Genomic DNA, 26053 nt, shown 5'->3' on the forward strand with positions numbered 1-26053 from the left:
CAGGTGACGCCCGGTGCGGCACCCCGAACGTTCCGGCGCTCCCGGGTGCCGGCCGGCCGGCGCCGGTAGGTTGGCCGGTCGTGGAGCAACGGGCGTTGGGACGCAGCGGACTGATCGTGTCCCGGCTCGCGCTGGGCACGATGACGTGGGGCCGCGACACCGACGAGGACGAGGCCGCGATGCAGCTCACGGCCTTCGTCGACGCCGGCGGCACGCTCGTCGACACCGCCGACGTCTACTGCGAGGGCGAGAGCGAGCGGATCCTCGGGCATCTGCTGGCCGACGTCGTCCCCCGATCCGACGTGCTGGTGGCCACGAAGGCCGTCGGCCGGACCGGACCCGGACCGATGGGCCGCGGCGCCTCCCGCGGCCACCTCATCTCCGCGCTGGACGCCTCGCTGGAGCGGCTGGGCCTGGACCACGTCGACCTCTGGCAGCTGCACGCCTGGGACGAGACGACGCCGCTGGAGGAGACCCTCGCCGCCTGCGACCTCGCCGTCGGGTCGGGCCGGGCCCGCTACATCGGGATCAGCAACTTCACCGGCTGGCAGACCGCCCAGGCGGCCACGTGGCAGAAGGCCTGGCCCGGCCGCACCCCGCTGGTGAGCACGCAGGTGGAGTACTCGCTGCTGCAGCGCGGCGTCGAGCGGGAGGTCGTGCCCGCCGTCGAGGCGCTCGGGCTCGGCGTGCTCGCGTGGTCGCCGCTGGGGCGCGGGATCCTCACCGGGAAGTACCGGCACAGCACGCCCTCGGAGTCGCGCGGCGCCTCTGCGCAGTGGCAGGGCTTCATCGACGGGCTCCGGTCGGCGAAGTCCGACCGGATCGTCGAGGCGGTGATCACCGCGGCCGACGGGCTCGGCACCAGCCCGCTCGCCGTCGCGCTGGCCTGGGTGCGCGACCGGCCCGGCGTCGTCGCCCCCGTGGTGGGCGCCCGGACGGCGCAGCAGCTGCAGGCGTCCCTGGACGCCGACATCGTCCGGCTGCCCGCGGCGATCCGCACCGCGCTGGAGGACGTGTCCGCGCCCCCGTTCAGCTACCCCGAGCACCGGTCGGACCGGTGATGGGCGAACCTCCCACCCCCGGGCCGGACCTGATCTTCGCGGCGTTCTGCACCGCGGGTCTGTGGCCCGGTCTCGGCAAGCGCACCGCCGCGGAGCTGCCGGCCGCCGGCATCACCACGCCGGACGACGTCTCGGCCGACCGGCTCGTGAAGCTGCCCAGGGTCGGCCGGCAGCGGGCCGAGCGGCTGTTCTCGAGCTTCCTCGCCGCCGCCCCCACCTACGAGGTGGTGGAGATGCTGGTGGCGGCCGGGCTGCCGGCCAAGCTCGCCTCCGGGGTCGCCGACGGGCTGGGGCCCGACGCCGCCCGCCGGCTGCGGGACGACCCGTGGGGGCTGCTGGGGCTGCCCGGGGTGACCCTGGCCGACGCCGACCGGTTGGCCATCGCCGTCCTCAAGGGCGCCGACCGGCAGGACACCCGGCGCGGCCGCGCGATCGTGGCGCTCACCCTGCGCACCGCGACCCGCGACGGGCACACCGTCCTCCCGCTCGACCTCGTCGTCGCCGCGCTGCAGGCCGAGCGGATCGCGGATCCGGTGGCCGCCGTGGTGGCCGCCGTCGACTCCGGGGAGGTGCTCGAGCACGAGCCGCCGGAGCCGGAGTTCGACGAGGACGCGGAGGAACCGCCTGAACCTGATCCGGCGCTGCGCACGCTGTCGCTGGCCAGGTTCGGCATGGCCGAGGAGGCCGTGGCCGAGAACGTGGCCCGGCTGGCCGCCGCGGCCGAGCAGATCGCCGACCCCGCCTCGGTGCGCACGGTGGCCCAGGGCCTGGACGAGGCGCAGAAGAAGGCCGTGGCCCAGGTGCTGACGGCGGGGGTCAGCCTGCTCACCGGCGGCCCCGGCACCGGCAAGAGCCGCACCGTGGCTGCGGTGGTGAAGCTGCTGAAGGCCAAGGGCACCGACGTGGCGCTGGCGGCGCCCACCGGGCGGGCGGCCAAGCGGCTGGAGGAACTCACCGACCACCCGGCGGGAACGGTGCACCGGCTGCTGGGCGCCCAGGGCGCCTCGGGCGGCTTCGCCCGCGGCGAGGAGTGGCCGCTGGACGCCGACGTGGTGGTGGTCGACGAGGCCTCGATGCTCGACGTCGAGCTGGCCGCGGCGCTGCTGGAGGCCTGCCCCGACGGCACGCACCTGCTGCTGGTGGGCGACCCGGCGCAGCTGCCCTCGATCGGGCCCGGGCACGTGCTCGGCGACCTGATCGACTCCGGCATCGTCCCGGTGACCGAGCTGACCACCCTGTACCGGCAGGCCGAGGGCGGTGCGATCGCCCGGCTGGCCTCGGCGGTGCGCAGCGGTGAGCTGCCGCCGGTCGACTCCCCCGACCGAGAGGTGGTCGTGGTGCCGGCCACCGGCAGCGCCGAGGCCGCCCGCCGGGTGGTGCAGCTGGTCACCGACTCCATCCCCCGCGCGCTGGGTATCGAGCCGGGTGCGGTGCAGGTGGTCACCCCGGTGCACCGCGGGCCGGCCGGGACCATCGAGCTCAACAAGGCGCTGAAGGCGCAGCTGAACCCGGGCGAGGGCGCGGTGTTCGGCTTCGACCCGGGCGACCGGGTGGTAGCCACCGCCAACCACCTCGATCTGGAGCCGACCGGCTTCGCCAACGGCGAGGTCGGCGTGGTCACCAAGACCGGCGACGGGTCGATGGACGTGGCATTCGCCTCCGGGCCGGTCACGGTCAGCGGGCAGGCGCTGTTCGACCTGCGGCACGGCTGGGCGATCACCGTGCACCGGGCGCAAGGCTCGGAGTGGCCCGGAGTCGTGGTGGTGCTGCCGCCGGAGGCCGGCGGGATGCTCTCCCGGCCGCTGGTCTACACGGCGCTCACCCGGGCACAGCGGCACCTGTCGATCGTGCACGCCAGTGGCGCCGCGCTGGCCCGGGCGGTACGCGACGTCGACGTCCGGCCGCGCCGCACCCGGCTGGCCGAGCTGCTGCGCGAGATTGCGGGCTGAGGTCAGCTCGGCGCGGCTCGGGCGGCGCAGAGCACCCGGGCAACGGCGGCGCCGAGCTGCCCGGCGCAGGTGAGCGGCCGGGCGAAGGGCACCCGCACGTCGACGTGCCCGAACCGCCGCTCCACGCGCAGCCGGAAGCCGAACCGGTCCAGGCCCAGCGGCCGGACGACGTCGCCCGGGCCGAGCAGGTCCGCCGGGAGGCGGGCGGCGAGGAGCGCCAGCACGTCGGCGTGGTCGGCGGCCAGGTGCGTCAGGTGGTCGGACTCGATGCCGGCCAGCGGGTCGGGCCGGGCGGCGAGGAACTCCTGCAGCCCGACGTCGACGGCTGTCCCGGCCTCCCCGAGCACCACCTCGGCCAGGTCCAGGCGCAGCAGGTCGGCCGTCCGCCCGACGTCGAGCAGCGACGCGTCGGGACGCGTCTCGGCGAAGGCGAGGGCGGCGGCGCGCCGGTCCGCCGGCCGGACGGGCGTCGCCCAGCCCGAGAGCCACAGCTGCGCCCGGACCGGTGAGCGCACCGGCACCGGGGCGTGGTCGCTGACCATCAGCAGTGCGGAGAGGTCCTGATCCGGGGCGCCGCGGACGGCGGCGGCCAGGTCTCCGTCGTGCGGCACCACGAGCAGCACCTGCCCGGCGCGCGTGACCGTGTGCGTGAGCACCCGCCCGCCCTGCAGGCCGGGGGCGCACACGGTGGCCGCCTGGCGCATGGCGACCGTGCGGGCACGTTCGGCGGGGTCCGGCCGGCAGGCCACCGGCCCGGGGCGGCGCTGCGGCGCAGGGTGGCTCGGCATGACCCCTCCTCGATTCAGTTAGGGCAGCCTAACCATATGAACCGTCGAGGAGCCAGGGATGTGCTCGGTGCGGTCAGCCTGCGGAGCCGGTCCGGTGCCGGCCGATCCGCCGCACGAGCAGCACGACGGCGAGCGCGACCACGAGCCACAGACCGTCGGCGGGTTCGTCGAGCGAGCTGAAGACGAGCATCGGCACCCCGATCAGGCCCCCCAGCAGGAAGCCGCGCAGGAAGCGCCGGGCGAGCGACGTCCGGGACTCGTACCCCTGGGCGACGGATTCGGGCACGCCGGCGGCGGCTGCCCAGCGCGCGACGGCGGCCTCCACCTCGGTGCCGTGCTCGCTCCGGCTGTCCTCGCTCGTCGCCGCTCGCTCCACCTGCACCACCATGACGGAGCGTGACGATCGCGGCAGCACAGAAGGCGAAATTCACCCGCGCGGGCACGAGCCGGACGGCAGACGGGGCCCGGCGGATGCACCGCCGGGCCCCGTCGGGAACCGCTCCCAGGAGCGACGCGCGTCAGCCCTTCAAGGTCTCCGCGACCTCCGGGTTGGCCTCGAGCCAGGCCTCGACGCCCTCGGCGTACTGGCCCTCGCCGTACTCGTTGACGACCGTGTTCTCCAGCGCTGCGTACTGCTCGTCGGTCAGCTGCAGCTCACCCATGAGATCGGCCACCTCGGCGCAGCGGTCGCTGAAGCCCTCGGTCGCGAGGATGTGCAGCGCCTCGGGCTCGCCGAGGGCGCCTTCCGGGTCCTCGAGGTCCTTCAGCGGGAACTGGCTGTAGGCCCAGAAGGGGTGCCACAGGGTGACGACGATGTCCTCCTGCGCGTCGACGGCCGACTGCAGCTCGGCCAGCATCGCCGTGGTGGAGGACTCGACCAGCTCGTAGCCGGCCTCGTCCAGCCCGTAGGCCGGGATCACGCTGTTCTTGGTGGTGTCGGTCAGGCCGGCTCCGGGCTCGATGCCGACGATCCGGCTGTCGAACATCTCCGGGTTCTCGGCCAGGTCCGCGATCGAGTCGATCTCGGTGTACTCGGGGACGGCGAAGGTGAGCACCGCGCCCTCGTACCAGGCGCCGAGGTCCTCGATGCTGTCGCCGTACTCCTCCATGTACTGGGCGTGGGTGACCTCCGACCACGCGGACGGGTAGACGTCCACGTCGCCCTCGGCGAGGCCGGTGTAGAGCGGCGCGGCGTCGGAGATCTCCTCGAACTCCACCTCGTAGCCCCGGTCCTCCAGGACGTTCTGCCACAGGTAGGCGTTGCTCAGCCCGTCGGTCCAGGAGGGGATGAAGCCGAGGGTGACCGAGTCGCAGCTGCTGCCGCTCTCGCCCGCGGCGGTGGTCTCCTCACCGGTCGCGTCACCGCCGCAGGCGGTGGCGCTCAGGGAGACGGCGGCGAGCCCGGCGGCGAGCCGGAAAGCGTGCTTGCGCACAGGTGGTGCTCCTCTCGTTACTGCTGGCCCACGAAGGTCGCGGACCGGATCCACGTGCCTGGTCGACCCCTGCGGGCCGTCGGATCAGACGCGCGGGAGCCTGGGAGCCGACGCAGCCGGCACGGCCGGGTCGGTCTCGGGTGCGGGGGCGGTGCCGTGCACCGCGTTGGCGGGGGCGGTCGCCGTCCGCCGCCGGCGCAGCCGCCACAGGGGCGACTTCTGGTCGGTCCGGCCGAACGCGCCGGTCAGCCGGTCGAGGTAGATGGCGAGGATGACGACCGCCAGGCCGGCCTCGAAGCCGAGGCCGACGTCCAGCCGGGAGATGCTGGTGACCACGACGCTGCCCAGCCCCCCGGCGCCGATCAGCCCGGCGATGACCGCCATCGACAGGCCGAGCATGATCACCTGGTTGATCCCGGCCATGATCGTCGGCCTGGCCAGGGGCAGCTCGATGCCGCGCAGGATCTGCCCCGGCGAGCTGCCGAAGGCGTGCCCGGCCTCCACGGTCTCCGCGTCGACCTGCCGGATGCCGAGCTCGGTGAGCCGGACGCCGGGGGGCAGCGCGAAGACGATCGTGGTGATCACGCCGGGGACCACCCCGATGCTGAAGAAGATCACCGCCGGCACCAGGTAGACGAACGCCGGCATCGTCTGCATGAAGTCGAGCACCGGCCGGACGGCGGCGCTGACCCGGTCGTTCTTGGCCGCAGCCACGCCCAGCGGTACCGCGATCAGGACGGCGATGACGGTGGCGACCAGTAGCAGGGACAGCGTCTCCATGGCCGCGCCCCACAGGTCCATGCTCTGGATGAGGAACAGCCCGAGCAGCGACCCGATGCCGAAGGTCACCGAGCGCACGGCCAGCCCGAGCAGCGCCAGCAGGACGGCGAACAGCAGGGCCGGCGGGGCGAGCAGCACCTCGGTGAGCCCCTCGACCACGGTCTCGATGCCGTCGCTAAGGGCATCGAAGAACGGGTCGAAGTTCTCCTTCAGCCAGTCGAAGCCGGTGTCGATCCAGTCGCCGACCGGCACGCGGGGCAGCGCGCCGTTCTCGGCGGCGGTGATGAGCAGGGTCTCAGGCACGGGGCGCCTCCAGGGAGTGCGTGTCAGCGCCGGCCGGCCCGCCGCGGGCGGCGAGGTCGTCGCTGCTCAGGCCGCCGAGTGCGGCGAGCACGTCGCTGCGGGTGACGACGCCGAGCGCCTCGCCAGTGTCGTCGGCGACCAGCAGCGGAGCGTCGGACAGCGCGGAGGGCTCGAGCAGGTCGGCCAGCGGGGTGTCGGGGGCGACGGTGACGGCGGTGGCCACGGGACGGCCGTCGGCGCCGTCCACGGGTGCGCTCATGACGTCGCCGGCGGTGAAGACCCGCGACCGGTCGACATCGGCGAGGAAGCGCTCCAGGTACTCGTCGCCCGGGTCGGCCAGGATCGCCTCGGGCGTGTCCAGCCGGACGATCCGGCCGTCGCGCATGACGGCCACCCGGTCACCCAGCCGCATGGCCTCGTTGAGGTCGTGGGTGATGAAGACGATGGTGCGGCCCAGCCGTGACTGCAGCTCCATGAGCTGGTCCTGCATCTCGCGCCGGATGAGCGGGTCGAGCGCGCTGAACGCCTCGTCCATCAACAGGATGTCGGTCTCGGCCGCCAGCGCGCGGGCCAGCCCGACCCGCTGCTGCATGCCGCCGGACAACTCGTCCGGGCGGTGGTCGGCCCAGGCCTCCAGGCCGACCATCTCCAGCGCCTCGCGGGCCGCCGCCAGCCGGGTCCGGCGGTCGACCCCGCGTACCTCCAGTGCGTAGGCGGTGTTCTCGACGACGCTGCGGTGCGGCAGCAGGGCGAAGTGCTGGAACACCATGCTGATCCGCCGCTGCCGCAGGTCGCGCAGGCCCTTGGGGTCGAGCGCGGCGACGTCCTCGTCCCCGACGAGCACGTGCCCGGCGGTCGGCGTGACCAGGCCGTTGAGCATCCGGATCAGCGTCGACTTGCCCGAACCGGACAGCCCCATGACCACGAAGATCTCGCCCGGTTCGACGTCGAAGGCGGCGTCGATGACCGCTGCCGTGGCGCCCGACGCCTGCACCTCGGCGGCGGAGGCGCCGGCTCGCAACTGGTCGACGACCTCGTGCGGTCGTCGACCGAAGACCTTGTAGAGGCCTTCCACTCTCAGGACAGGCACGCATTACCTCCAGCGATCGTCGTGCGGATCCCGGGCAGGCGCCGTCGCAGCAGGTGTGCTGGTCATCCGGTGCCCCGGTCGCGACCGCGCACCGGCGCAGGGCACGGCGGGGTCAGGACGCGTGCGGCGCTGTGGTGCGCCGCCCGGGAGGAGTGCCACCGCGTCGCTGGGACGCAGCCGGGACGGGCCCGCGGGCACCCCTCGATCCGTCTCTGTCTGCGCCCACCTAACCGGCCGCGGAAAACGAAACGGTCACAGCGGCGTCACCGGAGTGGTTTCGTCATGGAACCGTCATACCCGGCGACCCCGACGAGTGGTTTCCTGAGGGATCGCTCACACGGCAGCGCCCCGGCCGGCGTCCGGGGACGCGGCCGGGGCGCTGCCGGTGGATGGCTCTCCGGAGGTCACTCCCCCGGTTGGTCGTCCTCGATCGGGACGTCGGTCTCCTGCTCGAGCACGTCGGCGTCGTCGGCCTCCCGGTAGCCCACCGGGCCACGGGGCCCGCCGGCCTCGCCGGGCCGGGCGGCCAGCTGCTGCTCGAGGGCGTCGGCCTCGGGCACGTCCCCGGCCGGCGGCGTCGCATCCGCGGTGCGGACAACCGCGGACGGCTCGAGGAGCGCCTCCTGCTCCGCGCGGTCGGCGTCGGGCACGTCGCTCGAGGATGCGGGTTCGGTCACGTCGTCCTCCCCTGGTGCAGGCGGTTCCGGTCGGTCCCCATCGTGCCGCCCCGCCGCCGCCCCGGCAGGGCGAACGGTGTGAGGGGGACGACGGACGCGTGACCGGAAGGGGAACGGCAGGCACAATCGCTGGCGATGGACACCGCCGGGGACTACGAGTTCGCGCCGCTGCGGATCCCGCCGGGCACCTCCCGGTCCGCCGCCGCCACCATGCTGAGCCTGCAGTCCGACGTCGGGGGGTGGGAGCTGGCCCGGCTGCAGCTGCACGCCGACGGCACCCGCAAGGTGATCCTCCGCCGCCGCGCGCGGCTGTCCTACCTGCCCAAGCCGGTCATCTAGCGCCGGTCATCTAGCGCCGGACGTCGGCGGCGCGCGGGTCGGCGCCGCGCACCGCGAGCAGTCCGCCCGCAGGTGCGACCGGTCGTCGACGACGGGGAGCGGGGCTGACGGCACGGCGACGCCCAGGCGGGAGCGCGTGGCCGATGCCCCCTTCCACGGCAGGGAACGGGGCGCCGGCGCACACGCTCGCGGCGGCTACGGGACGAGAACGACCTTGCCCACGGTGTCACGGGACGCCAGCTGGGCCAGCGCCTGCGGCGCCTCCTTCAGCGGGTGCACCGCCCCGACCAGCGGGTCGACGTGGCCCTCGTCGACCAGCCGGGTCAGCTGCTCGTGCACCATGCCGAACACCGCCGGGTCGTGTTTCCGGTACAGCCCCCAGTGCAGGCCGACGACGCTGTAGTTCTTCACCAGCAGGTGGTTGGCCGGCGCGTCGGGGATCCGTCCGGAGGTGAAACCGACGACGACGATCCGACCCTCGAAGGCGATGCACTTGCGCGACTTGTCGAAGACGTCGCCACCGACCGGGTCGTAGACGATGTCCGCGCCGTGCCCGTCGGTGACCTCCTTGACGATGGGGACGAAGTCCTCGGCCGTGTAGTCGATGACGTGGTCGGCGCCGAGGTCGCTGCACACCTGGGTCTTGCGGCCGCCGCCGGCGGTGGCGATGACCTTCGCTCCGGCGGCCTTGGCCAGCTGGATGGCCGCCGTCCCGACCCCGCCCGCTCCGGCGTGCACGAGCACCCAGTCACCGGCCGCGATGTTCGCGCGGCGGTGCAGCCCCACGTAGCCGGTCTGGTAGGTCAGGTGGAGCGAGGCGGCCTTCTCGTCCGACAGCCCCTCGGGCGCGGGGAACGCGGCGGCGGCGTCCATCAGCGCGTACTCGGCGAAGGCGCCCGGGCCGCCGGCCGGGGAGCCGATGACCCGCTGTCCGGTGCCGACGATCTCCCCGCACAGCTCGACGCCGGGCGTGTAGGGCAGCGGCGGCTTCTCCTGGTATGTGCCCATGGCCATGAGCACGTCGGGGAAGTTCAGGGCCGCGGCCTTCACCTTGACCAGCACCTGCCCCTCCCCCGGAGTGGGCTGGTCGACCTCGTCGAGGCTCATGACCTTCGAGGGATCACCGAGTTCGTGGACCCGCCATGCACGCATGAGCCCGACCTTGCCAGATGCCCGGTGACCGCCGTCACGGGGGCTCCCCGGTGCCCCTGGCCCCGGGAGGGCACGTCGTGTCAGGGTGCGTAGCGGTGGCCACCCTCCGCGTCGGTGGCCGAAGAGAGGACCTGATGATCGAGCACCTGACCGACCGGCTGCGCTTCCTGGGCGCATTCCTGGCCAACCCGCGACAGGTCGGCGCCGTGCTGCCCACCTCGCGTGCCGCCGTACGGGACATGCTGGACATGGCCGATGTGCCGGCCGCCGATCTGGTGGTCGAGCTGGGAGCGGGCACCGGGGTGCAGACCCAGGAGATCCTCGCCCGGCTGGGCCCCACGGCACGGCTGATCACGCTGGAGATCGACCCCCGGCTGGCGAAACTGCTCGACGAGCGGTTCGACGACCCGCGGGTCCAGGTGGTGTGCGACTCCGCGGAGAACCTCGACGCCCACCTGGGCGAGGCGCGTGCCGACGTCGTCGTCTCGGCGCTGCCCTACACCTCGCTGGAGCCGGGCCTGCGGCGGCGGATCCTCGACGTGCTCCCCCGCTCGATGGCGCCTGGGGGCACCACCGTCGTCATCCAGTACTCGCCGCTGCTGCTGCCGGAGCTGCGGAAGCGGTTCACCACGGTGCGGTGGCGGGTGACCCCGTGGAACGTCCCGCCGGCGTTCCTGTTCGCCTGCCGGCAGGACTGACGTTCAGCGCATCGACGGCGGGCGCAGCGCCTCGGGGACGACGGCGGTCTCACCGGCCGCCGTCTTGGCGCTCGGCACGCCCTTGAACCGGTAGGGCACCGTACCGACGCCGGGCTGGATGACGTAGGCGGCACCGGGCTCGCCCGAGACCCACGCCATGATCATCGCGTCGGCGACCTCCTCGGCGGAGAGCACGGGGAAGTTCGCCGCGGTGAACTGGTCGCGGATCCGGTCGATGATCGCGGTGTCGGCGAAGCCCGGGCAGATGGCCGAGATGATGATGCCCTCGCGCTGGAGGCGGGGCGCCATCGACCGGACGAACGCGATGGCACCGCCCTTGGCCACGCTGTAGCCGGGGTCGCCGGCCATCGGGGAGAGCCCGGCCAGCGACGCCGTCACGACCATGGCACCGCCGCCGGCCCGCTTGATCGCCGGGCGAGCGGCCTGGACGCCGTAGACGACGCCGAAGAGGTCGATGTCGACGACCCGCATGAACTCGTCCAGGTCGAGGGCGTCGTCGGATTTCGCGGCGGAGATGCCGGCGTTGAGGTAGGCCGCGTCCAACCGGCCGTGGTCGGCCTCGATCCGGGCGACCAGGGCCTCGTTGGCCGCGCGGTCGGTGACGTCGAGAACGGCGAACTCGCAGCCGAGATCGGCGGCGACCTGGCGGTTGCGCTCGCTGTCGAGGTCGGCCAGGACGACGGTGACCTCGCGCGCGCGCAGCTTGGTGGCCAGCGCGCGGCCGAAGCCACCGGTCCCTCCGGTGACGAGGGCGACGGAACCGGGGGCGGGAGTGGTGTCGGTCACGCGCCCATCCTCGCTGGCGCTCGTCCGGCGCGCTCCCCCGGGGTGCGCTGCCCTTGCGCGAGCCTCGCACGTTCGGTCGCGGCGCATCACATCACGTCCGGCCGCCCCGGAACCGGCGAGGGTCAGCCCGGCCCCGGGCGCTCGGGCCGAGAAGGTGACCGCGTTGCGGTCGGCGTCCAGGGCGGTGAAAGCCCGGCCCCACCGACCGTCGTCCAGGCCGCCGTCCGGGTGCACCACCCCGCTGGCGCGCAGCTCCGCGTAAGCGTCACCACGTCGGCGACCGCGACTCGGAAGGAGGCGCTCCCCGCCAGGTGCGGCTCTGTTCCCGCCACGCCGGGCGAGTTCGCCGGCCAGAGGTGCAGCTCCACCCGGTCGCGGGTGGATAGGCGGGGCCCAGCATGGAGCACGCGGCCCGTCCCGCGGGTGGGTTCAGCAGTGACGGAGGAACCGGTCGAGCACGCGGACGCCGAACCGCAGCGACTCGACGGGAACGCGCTCGTCGATCCCGTGGAACAGCGAGGCGAAGTCCAGGTCCGCCGGCAGCCGCAGCGGGGAGAAGCCGAAGCAGCGCATGCCGAGGCGCTGGAAGCTCTTGGCGTCGGTGCCGCCGCTCATCGTGAACGGCACCGGGCGCGCGCCGTCGTCCTCGGCCTTGAGCGCGGTGACCATCTGGTCGACCAGCGGGCCGTCGAACGTCGTCTCCACGGCCTGGTCGTGCACCAGCCACTCGCGCTGCACGCCCTCGCCGATCAGCGCCACCAGCTGGCGCTCGAACTCATCCTCCTGGCCGTAGAGGAAACGGCCGTCGACCGTGGCGCTCGCCGTCCCCGGGATGACGTTGGCCTTGTAGCCGGCGTCGAGCATCGTGGGGTTGGCGGTGTTGCGCAGCGCCGCGCCGATCATCCGGCTGATGCTGCCCAGGCGGGCGAGCGCCACCTCGGGTTCCGCGGGGTCGATCTCGACGCCGTAGGCGTCCTCGACCGCCGCGATGAACTGGCGCATCGGCGAGGTGAGGGTCAGCGGGAAGCGGTGGGCACCGACGCGGGCGACCGCCTCGCAGAGCCGGGTGACGGCGTTGTCGTCGTGCAGCATCGAGCCGTGGCCGGGCTTGCCGGCGGCGGTCAGCCGCATCCAGGCCAGGCCCTTCTCGGCGGTCTGCACGAGGTAGAGGCGCAGGTCGTCGCGGACGGTGATGCTGAAGCCGCCGACCTCGCTGATCGCCTCGGTGCAGCCCTCGAACAGGTCGGGGTGCTCGTCGACCAGGAAGTGCGCGCCCAGCGTGCCGCCGGCCTCCTCGTCCGCGACGTAGGCGAGCACGATGTCCCGCGGCGGCCGGACACCGGTGCGGGCCCAGTCACGGACGAGCGCCAGCACCATGGCGTCCATGTCCTTCATGTCCACCGCGCCCCGGCCCCAGATGTAGCCGTCGCGCTCCTCCCCGGAGAACGGGTGCACGCTCCACTCGGCGGGGTCGGCGGGGACGACGTCGAGGTGGCCGTGCACGAGCAGGGCCGGACGGCTGCGGTCCGCGCCGGGGATGCGGGCGACCAGGCTGGCCCTCCCCCGCTCCGACTCGAAGATCTGCGAGCCGATGCCGGCCTCGTCCAGCTTGCCGGCGACCCACTCGGCGGCGGCCCGCTCCCCGGCACTGGTCGCCGTGCTGCCGGTGTTGGTGGTGTCGATCCGGATGAGGTCGCTGAGCAACTCGGCGACCTCGTCCTGGGCGCCGGCCAGCGGGGCGGGGGTGTCGGCCATGCGTCCGATGGTGCCGCACGTCGAGGCCGGATGCCCCGGACGGGTGAAACGTGCCTACACCGTCCGATTCCGGCTCCCGTTGACACCCCCGTGACGATCGGACAGTCGCTCCGGGCACGGGACCCGCAGGCGGCGGCGCACGGAATGTGGCTGATCATGCTGGTCTGCGCGCCCGCGATCGCCGGGTGGGCGTGGTTCCAGCCGGCCGGCACCGCCACCGCCACGCTCGCGGCCCACTGGCTGGGCGCCGCCGCGCTCCTGCTGGGTGCGCTGGCCTGCCGGGCCGCGGACCCCCGGGTGGTGGATCGGCTCTGCCTCGGCGTCACCGCGGCGCTGCTGGGCGTGCTGCTCACCTGCGGCTTGAACCTGCTGAGCCGCGACACCTCGGTTGCGGCCCAGGCCTTCCTCGCCTTCCCGATCCTCTGGGCGGCGTCCAATCTCCGGGCGCCCGCCGTCGCGCTCGTGACGGCCACGGCCCTGGCCGCCCAGTGCGCCACCCTCCTGCATCTCCTGCCGCCGGCCGCGGCGCTGACCGACGTCGCCTTCTTCGGCGCCGTCCTGGTCGTGATGGCCGTGACACTGGTACGGAGCAACACCGTGCAGGAGCGCCTGGTCGGCGCCCTCCAGCGGCAGGTCACCGTCGACTCGCTGACCGGCCTGGCCACCCGGCGGGCGTTCGACGACGCACTGGAGGCCGCGCTGACCCGGTCGATCGCCGGAGGGACGGCACTGGTGCTCATCGACGTCGACTCGTTCAAGTCGATCAACGACACCCACGGCCACCCGGTCGGCGACGACGTCCTGGTGCACCTGGCCCGGATCATGCGGGGCCGGATCCGCACCGACGACGCCGTCCTCTCCCGGCTCGGTGGCGACGAGATCGCCGTCCTGCTGCCCGGGTGCGACCGTGAGGTCGCCGCCCGCCGGGCCGAGGAGCTGCTCGACGCGGTACGGGCCGAGCCGCTCCCCCTGCCCGACGGCACGCTGCTGTCGCTGTCGATCAGCCTGGGCGTCGCGCACGTGCCGGCCTCCTCGCGAGACCGGCGGGCGCTGTACACCTCGGCGGACGGGGCTCTCTACGACGCCAAGCGCGCCGGTCGCGGACAGGTAGCGCTGGCTCCCGTGTGACCTGCCACGGCGCCTCGGGGGGTGCGTGATCAGGGCCGGGCGGTCAGGTAGTCTTCTGCTCGCACTCGTCCGGGTGGCGGAATGGCAGACGCGCTAGCTTGAGGTGCTAGTGCCCTTTATCGGGCGTGGGGGTTCAAGTCCCCCCTCGGACACCATGTGATGCACACCGGCGTCTTCCCAGGCGGCCAGTGGCGGTCGTCAGGACGCGCGGCGTTCCTTGTCGAGTCGGTCCAGGAGCCACGCTCGGGCCATCGTGGACATCGGCAGGTGCTGGCTCTCGGCGATCTCCTGAATTGCAGCGAACTGTTCGTCCGAGAGGCGGACATTGAACATCCGACTCGCCTGGTTGGGACGGGTGACGACCGTGCCGTCCGGGTACGGCTCCCTGGTATCGGCCTCCGCTTCCAGTCGCCGAGCGTCCTCGCGCGCGGCGCTAGCCTCGTGAGGATCAAGCTTCTTCGCCATCGTCACCCTCCTTCAGGTAGGTCGCGAGATCCCGGCCGCTGGCCGGCCAGGCGTTCATGCCGTGGAGATCGCCGTCGAGATCGCGATAGACGATGACGACGATCACCTTGTCGGCGGACGGCGAATATCCGATGAAGCCGGTCGCGCCAACCCGAGACGTCGGGTACGGCGAGAGTTCGACAAGCCGTGCATCGGCCATCACCTCCACCGTCCAGGCCGGCTCGATGTCGAGCGCGCCCGCGTACCGAGTCGAGCGGGACCGGATGTAGGCGGCGTCTTCGTCCGCCCAGTGCAGCCCCACTGCGGCAGTGTAAGACGGCGATTTACGGAGCGGGCCTCCTTCCACGGCGAGAAGCTGCTCACGACCGGGCACTGACCCGTCCGCGGCATGTGGCAGCTACGGGCCCTGCCGCGAGGTCGCGCTCCCGGGACAGTATGGAGTCGTGCCGATTCCGTCCGGGTCCGCTGTTCAGGGCACGCTGCCGTTGATCGGTCTGGACGACGAGCTGTTGGCGCTGCGTGAAGAGGTCGCCCGGCTACGGACGGAGAACGCCCGACTCCTCCGACTGCTGGAACTGACGCCGCGGCAGGCGCGCCCGCCCGGTCCCGTGCAGACCGGCGTCTTCGACGGCGAGCCGGGATTGGTAGACGCCGGCTCCCCGGCGGCGGCGAAGGTCGCCTTCTTCGCCAACCTGTTCGCCGCCCGGACCGACGTGTACGCGCTGCGGTGGGAGAACGCTCGAACCGGGCGCGCGGGCTGGGTCCCCGCCGTGCGCGGCGGGTGGCGCAAAGGCACGCCCGCTGCGGAGCGCGAGTACCTGCCGCTGACCGACGAGATCATCACCGCGCACCTGTCCAGCGAGCTGGAGCTGGGCCTGTATCCGCTCCTGCACGGCGGACGCTGCCACTGGCTGGCCGCCGACTTCGACGGCTCCACCGCCATGCTAGATGCGCTGGCCTACCTCAAGGCCGCCCGCACGGTCGGCGCCTCCGCGGCGCTGGAGGTGTCCCGCTCGGGCCTCGGCGCGCACGTCTGGCTGTTCTTCACCGCCCCCGTCCCCGCGGCCACCGCCCGCCACGTCGGTACCGGTCTGCTGCGCGAGGCGATCGCCGTGCGCGGGCGGATGAGCCTGGCCAGCTACGACCGGCTCTTCCCTTCACAAGACGTCGTCGGAACCGGCGGCTTCGGCAACCTGATCGCCGCTCCGCTGCAAGGCCGTGCCCGCCGCCGCGGCGCCACCGTCTTCCTCGACCTCACCACCATGGAGCCGCACGAGGATCAGTGGGCCTACCTGTCCAGCCTCGGCCGGCTCACGCCCAAGGAGGTCAACCGGCTGGCGCAGCGGCTCGGCCAGGTCGCCGTCGGCGCGGAGGTGAACCGGCTCCGCTCCCCCACCTCCACGAAGATCGCTGTGCAACCGCCTGCCGTCGTGCAGGCCCGGCTCGGTGCCACCATCACCGTCAACGCGGCAGAACTGCCCCCCGCGTTGCTGGCCACACTGAAGCACGCCGCGTCGATGCCCAACCCCATCTTCTACGAGCGCCAGCGGCGCCGGGCCTCGACCTGGGGCACCCCGCGGTTCCTGCGCAACTACGACGAGACACTTACCGGGGACCTGCTCCTGCCACGTGGACTGCAGGCCCGGCTCACCGCACTCGTCGAACAGGCCGGCAGCCGCCTTGAACTCACCGACGAACGGACCGCCGGCAAAACGCAGTCCTTCGAGTTCACCGCAGCACTCGATCCCGAGCAGCAACCAGCCTTCACAGCCCTCGCGGACCAAGAATCTGGCGTGCTGGTTGCCCCGCCCGGAGCCGGCAAGACGGTCATGGCCTGCGCACTGATCGCTCACCACGAAGTTTCCACACTCGTGCTCGTCGACCGAAAAGCTCTCGCCGACCAGTGGCGGGCCCGCATCGGCGAACTGCTCGGCGTGAAGGCCGGGCAGCGCGGCGGCGGACGCGGCAAGACCACCGGCATCATCGACGTTGCCACCCTGCAGACCCTCGCCCGGGACGAGGACGTCGCCGCTTGGACCAGCGACTACGGGCTGGTGGTGGTCGACGAGTGTCACCACGTGCCCGCCGCCGCGTTCGAGCAGGCTGTGCGGCAGATCCCGGCCCGCCGCTGGCTCGGGCTGACCGCCACCCCGTACCGGCGCGACCAGCTCGACGACCTCATCACCCTGCAGCTGGGACCGATTCGCCACACAATCGCGCCCCCACCCGCCGGCGCTCTCAGCGGCCGGTCGCCCAACGCCCAGACACCGGAACCGGTCCTGCACCTCCACCCCACCGACTACCGTTACACCGGCGACGCAGATCCGGCCGCACCCGGCGGCATCGCGGCGATCTACCGCGACCTGGTCGCGGACGACGCCCGCACCGGCCAGATCACCGACGACGTCGTCGCCGCCCTCTCCCGTGGCAGGCATGCCTCCTGCTCACCCAGTGGACCGCACACCTGGACCGGCTCGTCGCCGCACTCAGCCAGCGGGGCCACAAGCCGGTGGTGCTCCGTGGTGGGATGGGCGCGAAGTCCCGCGCCGCCGCCCTCGCACAACTCGAGCCACGGCCGAACGGGCCGCCACTGCTCGTCGTGGCCACCGGTCCCTACGTCGGCGAGGGCTTCGACTGCCCGGCGCTCGACACCCTCTTCCTCGCCGCACCGATCGCCTTCAAGGGCCGACTCGTGCAGTACACCGGCCGCATCCTCCGCCCGTTCCCCGGTAAGACCACCGCCGAGGTCCACGACTACCACGACGTCGCGACCGGCGTCCTCGCCTCATCACTGATCAAGCGCGCCCCCGGCTACACCAGCCTCGGCTTTCCGGACCCGCGCCGCCTCGTCCGGTAGCCGGCCCCACGCCGGGTCAGACCATGCCGAGCCGGTCGAGCCGCTGGATGAACGAGATCTTGCGGCGCTGCTCCCGGCGAAGCTGCTGAGCCCGGACGGCGAATGCCTCGCTCGTCCCCTCGCGGCGGCAGACCTCAGCCAGTTCGTGGAGCAGACCCGCCGCCGCGTCGTAGTCGGCCGCCGTACGTCGCTCGACAAGCTCGACGACCTCGCGCCACGCCTGGTCCTGGCGCCCCGCGAGTTCGCTCAGGTGGTTCTCGCGGGCGAGCTCAGCGGCGCGACGGCGCTCCTCTGCCCGTCGCTGGGCGTGCTCCGCGGCCGCACGCTGCCGGTCTTCACGGCGCCACCGGGAGGCCGTGAGCAGGTCCGCCGCGGACCGGCCGGAGACGTCGCCGGTCTCGATCGGCGCGGCCGCCCGCCGGCAGCCGGCCAACAGTTCGGCGCGCACCCTCACCCCGTCCCCCCGGGCGACCCGCAGCAGGAGATCGTCCTTGTTCTCCGCCGGTAGCTGCGTCAACCAGCCGGGCAGCTCCGCGAGCGTGTCGGCGGCATTCAGCGGCGCACTGCACTCTGCTGCGACAGCGACCAGATCCGGGTCGATGCGCAGGAATCCGGCTACCGCACTGAGGGCGGCGCTCAACTGTCCGAGGCCCGGTGGGACGAGCGGTTCGACCGCGTCCTCCTCGACCTCGTGATTCTGGACGGCGAGCAGCCAGGCAAAGTAGAGCAGTCGGAGATCCCCGGCCATCAGCTCGGCGCGGACCGGGACGATCGAGGCCAGCAGGCCGGAGCCGTCCAGCCACTCCGCGTCGTACTCGCCGTCCTCGTCCTCGGCGAGCAGGTCGATGACGACGAACCCGTCGGCCGTCCACGCGGTCGAACAGTCGCCGACCAGGTACTGCCCCACCCCGGCCGTGACCGAGGCCCTGAGCACCTCGGCGGGCAGCCGGAACATCAACCGGTGCGTCCCCCAGTTGGCCAGGTAGAGGAACGCGTCGAAATGGTGCTCGACCAGCCGGCGCGGATCGGCCTTCAGGTCACGCCACTCGTAGTGGTTCACGAAACTCGTCGGCGTGATCTGGGCCCGTGTCGAGATGGCACGCAGGCCGGCCTGCTCGTCGACGGACAGCGGCCGGTCGATGGCCGCGAACTCGTAGTACTGGTACTCGCTCATCGCAGCCAGTCCTCCGGGGCTACCGGGCTGACAGATTGACGATCGGTTCCAGGGCCACCGCTGAGAACCCCTGTGCCTCTGGCCGCGAGGCCGGGGGTAACGGGGCGGGTAGGCCCGGGCAGGAAGCACTGTATCGATCACCGCCGCAACCGTGTGCGTATGTAGCGTGTCGCCCCTCGGACACCAGTTGATGCACACCGGGTTCTCGCTCCAGGAAGCAAGTAACCTTGACACTCGGCAGGCTGCAAAGTAACTTGCCAGGGGTTCGGGAGCCGATCATCCTCCCGAGCGCCTTCCGCCATGGCATCGAAGAACCAGACATCCTGCACGCGTACCGCAACGCTTACCGGTCCGTTGAAGACCGCGGCGACCACTCATTGATCATGCTGACCGGGGCCGCCCGCAACGGCGTGACGATCCTTGAAATCGGTGTCGTGATCCGGGACGGACAGTCCTTCGTCATGCACGCCATGCGAGCCCGAGACAGCTACCTCTGAGGAGCGGTGATCACCTTGCGACGCAGCAGCCAAGACATCATCAACCAGGCGGAGGAACTCGCCGACTACTTCGAGCACGGCTTCGTTTCCGACACTCCCCCGGCGATCGCCAAGCTCCGCGCAGCGGCTCACCGGCGAGCGTTGGCCGAGACCGACGTAGCCGAGGCGGTCGGTGAGGCTGCTCGTGCCGGTCACTCCTGGCGGGTGATCGGGGCGGCGGTGGGCACCTCCGGGGAAGCCGCACGCCAGCGATACGGCAAGGTGGTTGGCCAGCGCCCCGCGTGAGGAACGCTGCGGTCGACGACGTCGGGAACGCGGCGGCAGGTCTCAACTTGCAAGACGCGACGCGCCCCGCACGGGCAGAGCTGTCGCACAAACCCGGTGCACCGACTCACTACTCGAGCCGCCGAAGCCGTGTGCGCAAGTAGCGTGTCGCCCCTCGGACACCAACTGATGCACACCGATGGGTACCGCTCTACACCGTCCGCGTTGCAGGACCCACCGGTACTCGAAGGTCGGGAACCTCGGCAGTGATCTCGGAGTCGCTGTCGGAGTACAGGACGGTCGTTTCGTGCTCAGTTGCCAGCACGGCGGTCAGCAGGACGGCGATGCCGACCGCTCGATACCGCCCGGTGCCCGCCAAGCGGCGCTGCGCGTGCACGCTGCCAGTGACCGTCTTTCGTCGGCAGCTACTCATGGGCCTGTACTCATGGGCCTCGCGGCGGGTCAGCCGCCAGCTGCTCGTACTCCCTGGGGCACGAGGCCTGGACAGTGGCGCGGTTGGGGCCCGGGGCGTGCCGACTCGGGTGATCAGGGTGCGGTTCAGGGTCCTCCCTGATGATCGTGCCCCCACCCGGATCTAGCGTTCCGCGCAATGACCAGGACGCACCGAGGGGCAGCGATGAAGGCGATCGTCCAGCACGAGTACGGATCCCCCGACATTCTGCGACTCGAGGACGTCGACCGCCCGGACGCCGCCCCGGGCCGCGTCCTGGTGCGGGTCCGCGCCGCCTCGGTGAACGCGGCTGACTGGCACGTCATGCGCGGTGATCCGAAGCTGGCCCGGCTGCAGCTCGGGTTTCGCCGCCCCAAGGCTTCGATCCGCGGCCGAGACTTCGCCGGCGAGGTCGTCGAGGCCGGCGCCGGAGTGAGCCACGTGCTGCCCGGCGACGAGGTGTACGGCGAGACGGGCATGATCGACGGCGCCTTCGCCGAGTACGTCTGTGCGCCGGCCAGCCAGGTGGCGCCCAAGCCCGCCGGCCTGACGTTCGAGCAGGCCGCAGCCCTGCCACTGGCCGGCTGTACCGCCCTGCAGGGGCTCCGCGACGTCGCGCGCGTACAGCCTGGCCAGCGGCTGCTCGTCAACGGCGCCTCGGGTGGGGTCGGCACGTTCGCCGTCCAGATCGGCAAGGCCCTCGGCGCCCACGTCACGGCCGTCTGCAGCACCCGGAACCTGGATCTGGTGCGCTCGCTCGGCGCAGACGCCGTCATCGACTACACGACCGAGGACATCCTCGCGGCCGGTCAGCGCTTCGACGTCGTCCTCGATCTGGTGGGCAACCGAGGCCTCGGTGAACTGCGGCGGGTGCTCACCGAGCACGGAACCCTGGTCCTGGCCGGCGGAGGGGTGTTCGACGGCGGCACCTTGGTCGGTCCGATGGGACTGATCATCGGCGGCGGACTGGTCGGCCGAGTGGTCCGTCAGCGGATCGCGCCGTTCACTGCGACGCCGACCACGGAGCGGCTGACCGCGTTGGCTCAGCTGACTGAGTCCGGACGAGTCCGCCCGGTGATCGACCGCGCCTACTCGCTGGCCGAGGTGCCGATCGCGATCCGCTACCTGGAAACCGAGCACGCCCGTGCCAAGGTCGTCGTCACCGTCCCCTGAGCGTCATCGGCCCGCGCCGCCCCGCGCCATCTCCGCATGGCTGGCGGTTGGACGCAGCCAAGCGTGTGCGTATGTACCGTGTCGCCCCGCGGACACCAGCGATAGGCACACCGGTCGCCCGGCGGTCGCGGCGTTCACACTCGGCACTGCATGGAACAGCGCTGCGACCTCGACCATCTCGTCGAGACGATCCTCGTCGACGCTTACGGCGAAGATGAGCACAATCAGCCTTCCTCGCTGTTCTCGACGAGGAGTGCCCAGTCCCGGCCGTCGCGACGCTGCCGGGCATCCCCGTCAGGGTCACCCACTCTCGCTACATCGCCCCGACGCGAGGGTTGGTCGCGATATGTCAGGGACCGCAGGAGGTCGGCGAGGTCTCTCTCGCCGACCTCGCCTTTCCACCGGACACGGTCGCTGCCTGGGTCCACGCCGCCTACCGCCACTACATGGGCCTGCAGCCGTTCCCGGCCCGGCCACGCCCGGGCTGGACTTGGCCCTCGTACGGCTGCGCTCTGCCAGCCGGCCCCACACGATCGGCTCGATGCTGTCATCGCGGAGAGCCCGCAGACCCACCCGAATTCAGCACTGGCCAGCCGGACATCGCAGGAAAATGTATCCGCTGGAGATCGTCACCTGCGGCCAGTGGACTCCACATCAGCTACGGCGAGAGATCCTGATGTACCACGTCTGCGTGGTACAGTCTCCGGCGTGGATGCCAGCGTGATCGTCGACAGGATCGTGGCGCTGCTCGATGCCCCGAGCGAGGCGACGGTGAACACCTCCATGCGGCTGCCGACGGCGCTGCGTGACGCCGCGGCCCTTGCCGTCGATGGATTGGGGGTTGCGCCGTCCACAACCATCCTGACCGCGACGGCCTTGCGCGCCGCGATCGAGACAGCGGTGATGGACGCGGCCCTGCGCGCCCACTACCGCGCACATCCCGACGCCCGGCCCGAACTCGCCGAGGTGGCACGCGCACTCGCCGCTCAGGACGGCTCGCCGCTGGCCGACCGGCCGGATCTGCTCGAGCAGGCGGCTGCTGAGGTCACCGCACGTCATCCGGACGCCGACGCCGACGACGTGCTGCTGTGGGCAGAGGCACAACAGTTGGTGCTCGAGCGGCGTAGCGCGTGAAGACGGTTGTCCTGGACAACGAGGCAGTCGGCGCGCTGTCCGATCCCGGGCATCACAAGCACCGCCCGATGCTCGCCCACCTCGCCGGCGTGGTCGACCGCCGCCGGCGAGGGGTCGCCACAGGCGTCGTCGTGCCCACCGCGGTGCGGGTCGAGGCCGGCTGGGACCGCACTGTCCCTACGGCGGCTGTGATCAATCGATTGCGCATCGTCGACGTTCTGCTCGACGGGGCCTCCGCCGATGTCGCCGCGCACATCGTGGCTGACACCCGCGTCAGCGTCGCCGACGCACACATCGGCGCTGTCGTGCGGTCGCTGGCCCGTTCTGGCGACGACGTCCTGGTGCTGACCAGTGACCCACAGGACATCACCCGAGCCGCCGGGCCAGCTGGCGTCCGCGTGGTGCGAATCTGACGCCGCTGCCCGGCTGTCCACCACCCAGCAGCCGAAAGCATGCCTGTGGTCGGCAAGGAGAAGCCGGTCACCACCGGCCGCTGACAGCAGCGCGCTCCCGGCGCCCTGGGTCCAGCTATCGGGCATCGGCTGGTTCACTGCGCGGTCACATCCGCGTGCCGCAGCCCGGGCAGTAGAGCAACGCGCCGCTGTGCGAGCAGGACCGCTGCCACAGATGTTCCCGGATGGTGCGCACGATGACATCGAGGTGTGCGACGGGGTCCGAGCCCAGCGCTCCCTCGAGGCCCTCGGCGATGACCCCGCCTTCGGTCAGCTCCACCGGCTCGGTGACGGGTCGACCGCGCTCGTCCACACCGGCGACGCGCTCCGCGAACCTTCCGGACGGCTGCAGGTCCAGCTCGATACGCCACTCGCCGTGCCGCTCGCGGAAGTAGAAGCTGTGACCGTCGACGGTCCCTTCCCACTGCTCCGGCGCGTAGGAGGTGGTGCGCTGCGCCGTCACGTCGACCTGGCCGGCCAGCCATTCGCGGATCTCGCGCTCCTCCGCCGCGTGCCGCGCACGCGCTTCCTTCGCCCAGTCGCTGTCGCGAAGATCGGTCAACCACGTGCGCCGCGTAGCCTCGCGCTGCTGCCGGCCCCAGGTGCACGGGCAGTCCATGCCGTCGCCGTGCTGCGGCGTGAGCTGCGGGTGGCAGCCGCACAGGCACCGGGACCCGTCGTCCTCGAAATGGTCGAAGACCGCGGCCACCGCACGCTCCGCAGTTGCCTCGTCCAGACCGGCGCGGACGATCAGCCGCTCGACGTAGGCTCGCCGGACGCGGGCCCGCTCGGCCTCGCGCTCGGTACGGTGACGGGCACGCTCCTCGTCGTCCCCGAGGTCGACGAAGTACAGGTCTCCCACAGCGCGACGGTAGAGCCTCCGGACAGGAGCTGTCTCGCGGTTTACAGGCTGAGAGCGGCACGCAACCGATCGGGACCCATCTGTCCCGGACCACCCGCCGGCGGGAAGCTGGCCAGCAGTCGGACCAGATCCTCGCGCCGGCTCGGGTCGGCCGCGGCCTCGCGCGGCGTGGCGCCGGAGAGCGCGGGGATCGACTCGTCCAGCCACGCCTGTTCGTGCTGGCGGATGAACTGCTCGAGCGCCGCCGCGAGACGCGGGTCGGCCGGAGGCGACGGCACAGCCGGCTGCGCGGGCGCACGCTCCATTGCCTCGAGCACGTCGGCCACCGGCTGCCGAGTCTCGCGCAGCACCTGGAGCTCGGGGTCCATCGCCCGGAGCACGTCAAGGATGAGGTCGAACCTGCGCTCGCTGTTCGCCTCGACCGTCACCTCCGCGCCGTCGAGCGTGATGATCCCTCGAACGCGCTGCATGCCGTGCATCCGGACGAAGTCGTGCCAGCGCGGCTCGGCCCCGTCGCGTTCGTAGGTCTCGTCGAGCGCCTCGGCGAGCTCGTCCTGCTCGGCGCTGCGCAACGTCGCCTCGCACTGCACCATCGGGTCGCCCTCGGTGTTGCGCAGCTCGGGCGGGGCGAAGCGCGCCGACAGGAACTCGACGAGCGCCTGCGGCTCGGGCTCACGATCGAGTAGGTCCAGCAGGGCGTCGCGCTCGTGCAGCTGGACGGGCTCCATGCCGCCGAAGCACTGGATCGTCTCGCCCGCGGGCACGAACCGTGCGCACACCAGCATGTGCTTCCGGACGGCGGTGCTCCCGGCCCGTTCGCGGACGTCGACGCGATCGCCGGTGCGCAGGTCGCGAGCGCGGAAGCCCGAGCCGGGCGTGACGTCCTCGATCTCGTACAGGGAACGTTCGGCGAGCAGCCACTGTTCGCCCAGCAGCCGCTCGTCGTCGGGCAGCAACGGGCCGCGCTCGCCGAGGAACGCTTCGAAGGCGCCGCCCTCGAACAGCAGCACGTCCATGACCGTCGGGTCCTGGGTCGCCTGCCACAGCGGCACGTCGGCCCGGTACCGGCTGCGGACCGCGGCGAGGTCGAGGACGTCGCCACGCCAGGGTCCGTCCGAGACGTACATGCCGGACTTCTGATACAGCCACGCCGCGCGCTCCGCCAGCGGCAGCTGCTCGCGGTTGCGGTGGCAGACCTTGTACTTGCGACCCGAACCACACCAGCAGGGCTCGTTGCGGCCGATGTCGGTGCGCTCGACCGGACGGAAGTGCTGCAGCAGAACGACCAGCTCGTCATCGGGACGAGCGTCGGCCCGGCGCAGCAGCGCCAGACCACGCCCGGCGTCGCCGCGGTCGCTCGCGATGCGGGCCAGGTCGAACAGCGCCGGCGGCCACTCGGGGTCCAGCGCCAGCACGCTGTGGTACGCATCCTCCGCCTGGAGGGCGTCGCCGAGCCGGTCGAGGGCCTTGCCCCTCAGCCAGCGCAAACCCGGGCGCGCCCGGCGTGGCGCGCGGGCTTCCAGCGACTCGGCCAGCATGCCGAGCGCCGCCGCGCCGGCGCGCCCGGTGCCCATCGCCTCGGCGGCAACCGCCTCGGCGACGCCCGGCTCGGCCAGGAACTCCAACGCGGCGTGGACGACCTCGCCGTCGTCGTCCTCCGCCTGGGGCTCACGGACCTCCGGCTCGTGCGGCTCCTGCCCGGCCGCGTCAAACGGGTCAGCCATGTCCGACGCAAGCTGCAGGAGCTCGCCGGCGTTCTCGTGCAACCGCTTCAGGACGAGAACGGCGAGAGCCGCATCCCCGTCTATGCCGTGGATGCGCTGAATGTGTTCCCGTTGCCGCTCGGCGCGCCAGCCGGGCAGGTCGAAGCCGGGCGCAGCGACCTGATCGTCGTCGTGCACGAACAGGTGCTCGTCGAGCAGCTCACGCAGCGGCGGGAGCGGAGTCGTGAACAGCGTCTGGTCGTCGGCGCACAGCTCCCAGACGACGTCGTCGAGCATCGCCGGCTCGTCGTGCCCTGCCCTCGCGATCGCGGCGGTGAGGCGCTCGACGAGATCCGCCGGCGGCTGCGTGGACGTCACCAGGCCCAGTTCGAAACCGTCGGGACGGACGGCGACGCCGACCAGATCGCCTCCGGCCCTCCCACGGAGCGCCCCGGGGGCGAGCAGCCAGACGGCGTCCGGGATCGCGTCCACGGGGAGGCCGCGCTCCCGCAGGAGTTCGTCGTCCATACCCGCGAGAACCTCGATGACGGGCGAGCCGTCGCGCAGACGTTCGTAGCGCGGGTCCTCGGTGAGCGCCTCCAGGGGACGCAGGTCTGCGCCGAGCTGGAGATATCCATGCGCCACCTCGGGGGCGGTGAGCCGGTGGGTGAACGTGCGGCCGTCGAGCAGCGCCGGTAGGTAGGTGACCCGTTCGTCGGCGAGCGGTAGCACCACTCCGGCCTCGTCGGATTCCAGGGCCTCCTCGAGCATGTCCGCAGGGTCGACACCCAGGTCGAAACCGCGCCGCTGCAGCTCTGCGAGCAGGCCTTCCCTCGACATGGTCGCCTGGTCGCCGAGGACCTCGCGGATCGCGGCGCCGATCTCGGGCAGCGTGGTCGGGATGCGCACGACAGCTGACGCTACTGCCCGTCACTCGCCGGCAGGACCGGCGGTGAACTGCACGTGGGGCGGAGGGTCGCGGACAGCACCCGAGGGCCGACGGCATTCCCGTCGCGGCGTCGGCTGCCGGTAGCCTGGCTGCGACGTCCGGCCGAAAGGGG

The 26053-nt window shown here is 72.3% G+C and carries 25 protein-coding genes and 1 tRNA gene; 12 read left to right on the forward strand and 14 right to left on the reverse strand.

Translation table 11 applies throughout. The features are described 5' to 3' along the window. Positions 1-95 precede the first annotated feature (95 nt). A complete protein-coding gene (locus BLASA_RS12220; protein ID WP_231839455.1) occupies positions 96-1061 on the forward strand; it encodes an aldo/keto reductase in 966 nt (321 codons plus the stop codon). Then, positions 1061-3010: an AAA family ATPase gene (locus tag BLASA_RS12225; protein ID WP_014376459.1), complete on the forward strand. Its 1950-nt coding sequence runs from the start codon at positions 1061-1063 to the stop codon at positions 3008-3010. Before BLASA_RS12220 ends, BLASA_RS12225 begins: the two co-directional genes overlap by 1 nt. Before the next feature lie 2 nt (positions 3011-3012). On the opposite strand, the gene BLASA_RS12230 is transcribed toward BLASA_RS12225, so the two are convergent. The 6 genes from BLASA_RS12230 to BLASA_RS12255 all read right to left on the reverse strand — a co-directional run bounded on the left by BLASA_RS12230 (position 3013) and on the right by BLASA_RS12255 (position 8081). Beyond that, on the reverse strand, positions 3013-3798 hold the full coding sequence (locus BLASA_RS12230; protein ID WP_014376460.1) for a DUF2470 domain-containing protein: 786 nt from the start codon (positions 3796-3798) through the stop codon (positions 3013-3015). A 73-nt stretch (positions 3799-3871) separates the two neighbouring features. Continuing rightward, the gene (locus BLASA_RS12235) at positions 3872-4186 is read right to left on the reverse strand and encodes a hypothetical protein (protein ID WP_014376461.1); all 315 of its coding nucleotides are present in this window, start codon (positions 4184-4186) and stop codon (positions 3872-3874) included. A 130-nt stretch (positions 4187-4316) separates the two neighbouring features. Then, positions 4317-5231, reverse strand: a complete 915-nt coding sequence (locus BLASA_RS12240) for a glycine betaine ABC transporter substrate-binding protein (RefSeq protein ID WP_014376462.1) — start codon at positions 5229-5231, stop codon at positions 4317-4319. 84 nt (positions 5232-5315) lie between these two features. Beyond that, on the reverse strand, positions 5316-6314 hold the full coding sequence (locus BLASA_RS12245) for an ABC transporter permease (RefSeq protein ID WP_014376463.1): 999 nt from the start codon (positions 6312-6314) through the stop codon (positions 5316-5318). Next, the gene (locus BLASA_RS12250) at positions 6307-7404 is read right to left on the reverse strand and encodes a quaternary amine ABC transporter ATP-binding protein (protein ID WP_014376464.1); all 1098 of its coding nucleotides are present in this window, start codon (positions 7402-7404) and stop codon (positions 6307-6309) included. Before BLASA_RS12250 ends, BLASA_RS12245 begins: the two co-directional genes overlap by 8 nt. 404 nt (positions 7405-7808) lie before the next feature. Further along, positions 7809-8081, reverse strand: coding sequence for a hypothetical protein (locus BLASA_RS12255; protein WP_014376465.1), 273 nt, complete (start codon positions 8079-8081; stop codon positions 7809-7811). A 135-nt stretch (positions 8082-8216) separates the two neighbouring features. Here BLASA_RS12255 and BLASA_RS12260 point away from each other — a divergent pair, with 135 nt between their 5' ends. Further along, a complete protein-coding gene (locus BLASA_RS12260) occupies positions 8217-8420 on the forward strand; it encodes a DUF5703 family protein (RefSeq protein ID WP_014376466.1) in 204 nt (67 codons plus the stop codon). A gap of 195 nt (positions 8421-8615) precedes the next feature. On the opposite strand, the gene BLASA_RS12265 is transcribed toward BLASA_RS12260, so the two are convergent. Next, positions 8616-9572 carry an NADPH:quinone oxidoreductase family protein gene (locus tag BLASA_RS12265; RefSeq protein ID WP_014376468.1) on the reverse strand — a complete coding sequence of 319 codons (957 nt, stop codon included), beginning with the start codon at positions 9570-9572 and terminating at the stop codon, positions 8616-8618. Positions 9573-9667: 95 nt separating this feature from the next. Here BLASA_RS12265 and BLASA_RS12270 point away from each other — a divergent pair, with 95 nt between their 5' ends. Further along, the gene (locus BLASA_RS12270) at positions 9668-10270 is read left to right on the forward strand and encodes a class I SAM-dependent methyltransferase (RefSeq protein WP_231839456.1); all 603 of its coding nucleotides are present in this window, start codon (positions 9668-9670) and stop codon (positions 10268-10270) included. 3 nt (positions 10271-10273) lie between these two features. On the opposite strand, the gene BLASA_RS12275 is transcribed toward BLASA_RS12270, so the two are convergent. Beyond that, positions 10274-11077: an SDR family oxidoreductase gene (locus BLASA_RS12275; protein ID WP_014376470.1), complete on the reverse strand. Its 804-nt coding sequence runs from the start codon at positions 11075-11077 to the stop codon at positions 10274-10276. A 429-nt stretch (positions 11078-11506) separates the two neighbouring features. Next, positions 11507-12832: a M20/M25/M40 family metallo-hydrolase gene (locus BLASA_RS12280; protein WP_014376472.1), complete on the reverse strand. Its 1326-nt coding sequence runs from the start codon at positions 12830-12832 to the stop codon at positions 11507-11509. A gap of 90 nt (positions 12833-12922) precedes the next feature. Here BLASA_RS12280 and BLASA_RS12285 point away from each other — a divergent pair, with 90 nt between their 5' ends. Together BLASA_RS12285 and BLASA_RS12290 are read left to right on the forward strand one after the other, a co-directional pair. Next, positions 12923-13960, forward strand: coding sequence for a GGDEF domain-containing protein (locus BLASA_RS12285; protein WP_231839457.1), 1038 nt, complete (start codon positions 12923-12925; stop codon positions 13958-13960). A 67-nt stretch (positions 13961-14027) separates the two neighbouring features. Further along, positions 14028-14115 (forward strand) — tRNA-Leu (locus BLASA_RS12290). Positions 14116-14158: 43 nt separating this feature from the next. Here BLASA_RS12290 and BLASA_RS12295 read toward each other — a convergent pair. Beyond that, positions 14159-14425, reverse strand: a complete 267-nt coding sequence (locus BLASA_RS12295; protein WP_014376474.1) for a hypothetical protein — start codon at positions 14423-14425, stop codon at positions 14159-14161. Beyond that, positions 14409-14726 (reverse strand): hypothetical protein, encoded by a 318-nt coding sequence (locus BLASA_RS12300; RefSeq protein ID WP_014376475.1) that lies wholly within the window; start codon positions 14724-14726, stop codon positions 14409-14411. The genes BLASA_RS12295 and BLASA_RS12300 overlap by 17 nt, the downstream gene beginning before the upstream one ends. Positions 14727-14868: 142 nt before the next feature. On the opposite strand from BLASA_RS12300, the gene BLASA_RS25055 reads away from it, so the two are divergent. Beyond that, positions 14869-17220, forward strand: coding sequence for a TOTE conflict system archaeo-eukaryotic primase domain-containing protein (locus BLASA_RS25055; protein WP_014376476.1), 2352 nt, complete (start codon positions 14869-14871; stop codon positions 17218-17220). Between the two features lie 78 nt (positions 17221-17298). On the opposite strand, the gene BLASA_RS12310 is transcribed toward BLASA_RS25055, so the two are convergent. Beyond that, positions 17299-18456: a hypothetical protein gene (locus BLASA_RS12310; protein WP_014376478.1), complete on the reverse strand. Its 1158-nt coding sequence runs from the start codon at positions 18454-18456 to the stop codon at positions 17299-17301. A gap of 227 nt (positions 18457-18683) precedes the next feature. On the opposite strand from BLASA_RS12310, the gene BLASA_RS12315 reads away from it, so the two are divergent. From BLASA_RS12315 to BLASA_RS12340, 5 genes are all read left to right on the forward strand, one after another. Next, positions 18684-18953, forward strand: coding sequence for a hypothetical protein (locus tag BLASA_RS12315; protein ID WP_014376480.1), 270 nt, complete (start codon positions 18684-18686; stop codon positions 18951-18953). Between the two features lie 6 nt (positions 18954-18959). Continuing rightward, complete coding sequence (locus BLASA_RS12320) at positions 18960-19238, forward strand: hypothetical protein (protein WP_014376481.1); 279 nt, start codon at positions 18960-18962, stop codon at positions 19236-19238. A 616-nt stretch (positions 19239-19854) separates the two neighbouring features. Beyond that, positions 19855-20841 (forward strand): NAD(P)-dependent alcohol dehydrogenase, encoded by a 987-nt coding sequence (locus BLASA_RS12330; RefSeq protein WP_014376483.1) that lies wholly within the window; start codon positions 19855-19857, stop codon positions 20839-20841. A gap of 708 nt (positions 20842-21549) precedes the next feature. After that, entirely contained in the window at positions 21550-21975 is a 426-nt protein-coding gene (locus BLASA_RS12335; protein ID WP_014376485.1) for a hypothetical protein, read from the forward strand. Continuing rightward, positions 21972-22388: a hypothetical protein gene (locus BLASA_RS12340; RefSeq protein WP_014376486.1), complete on the forward strand. Its 417-nt coding sequence runs from the start codon at positions 21972-21974 to the stop codon at positions 22386-22388. The genes BLASA_RS12335 and BLASA_RS12340 overlap by 4 nt, the downstream gene beginning before the upstream one ends. Before the next feature lie 145 nt (positions 22389-22533). On the opposite strand, the gene BLASA_RS12345 is transcribed toward BLASA_RS12340, so the two are convergent. Both BLASA_RS12345 and BLASA_RS24245 read right to left on the reverse strand, forming a co-directional pair. Then, complete coding sequence (locus BLASA_RS12345; protein ID WP_014376487.1) at positions 22534-23289, reverse strand: hypothetical protein; 756 nt, start codon at positions 23287-23289, stop codon at positions 22534-22536. Between the two features lie 41 nt (positions 23290-23330). Continuing rightward, positions 23331-25901, reverse strand: coding sequence for an SEC-C metal-binding domain-containing protein (locus tag BLASA_RS24245; protein WP_014376488.1), 2571 nt, complete (start codon positions 25899-25901; stop codon positions 23331-23333). Positions 25902-26053 lie beyond the last annotated feature (152 nt).

It is taken from the genome of Blastococcus saxobsidens DD2, assembly GCF_000284015.1.
Classification (GTDB): domain Bacteria; phylum Actinomycetota; class Actinomycetes; order Mycobacteriales; family Geodermatophilaceae; genus Blastococcus; species Blastococcus saxobsidens_A.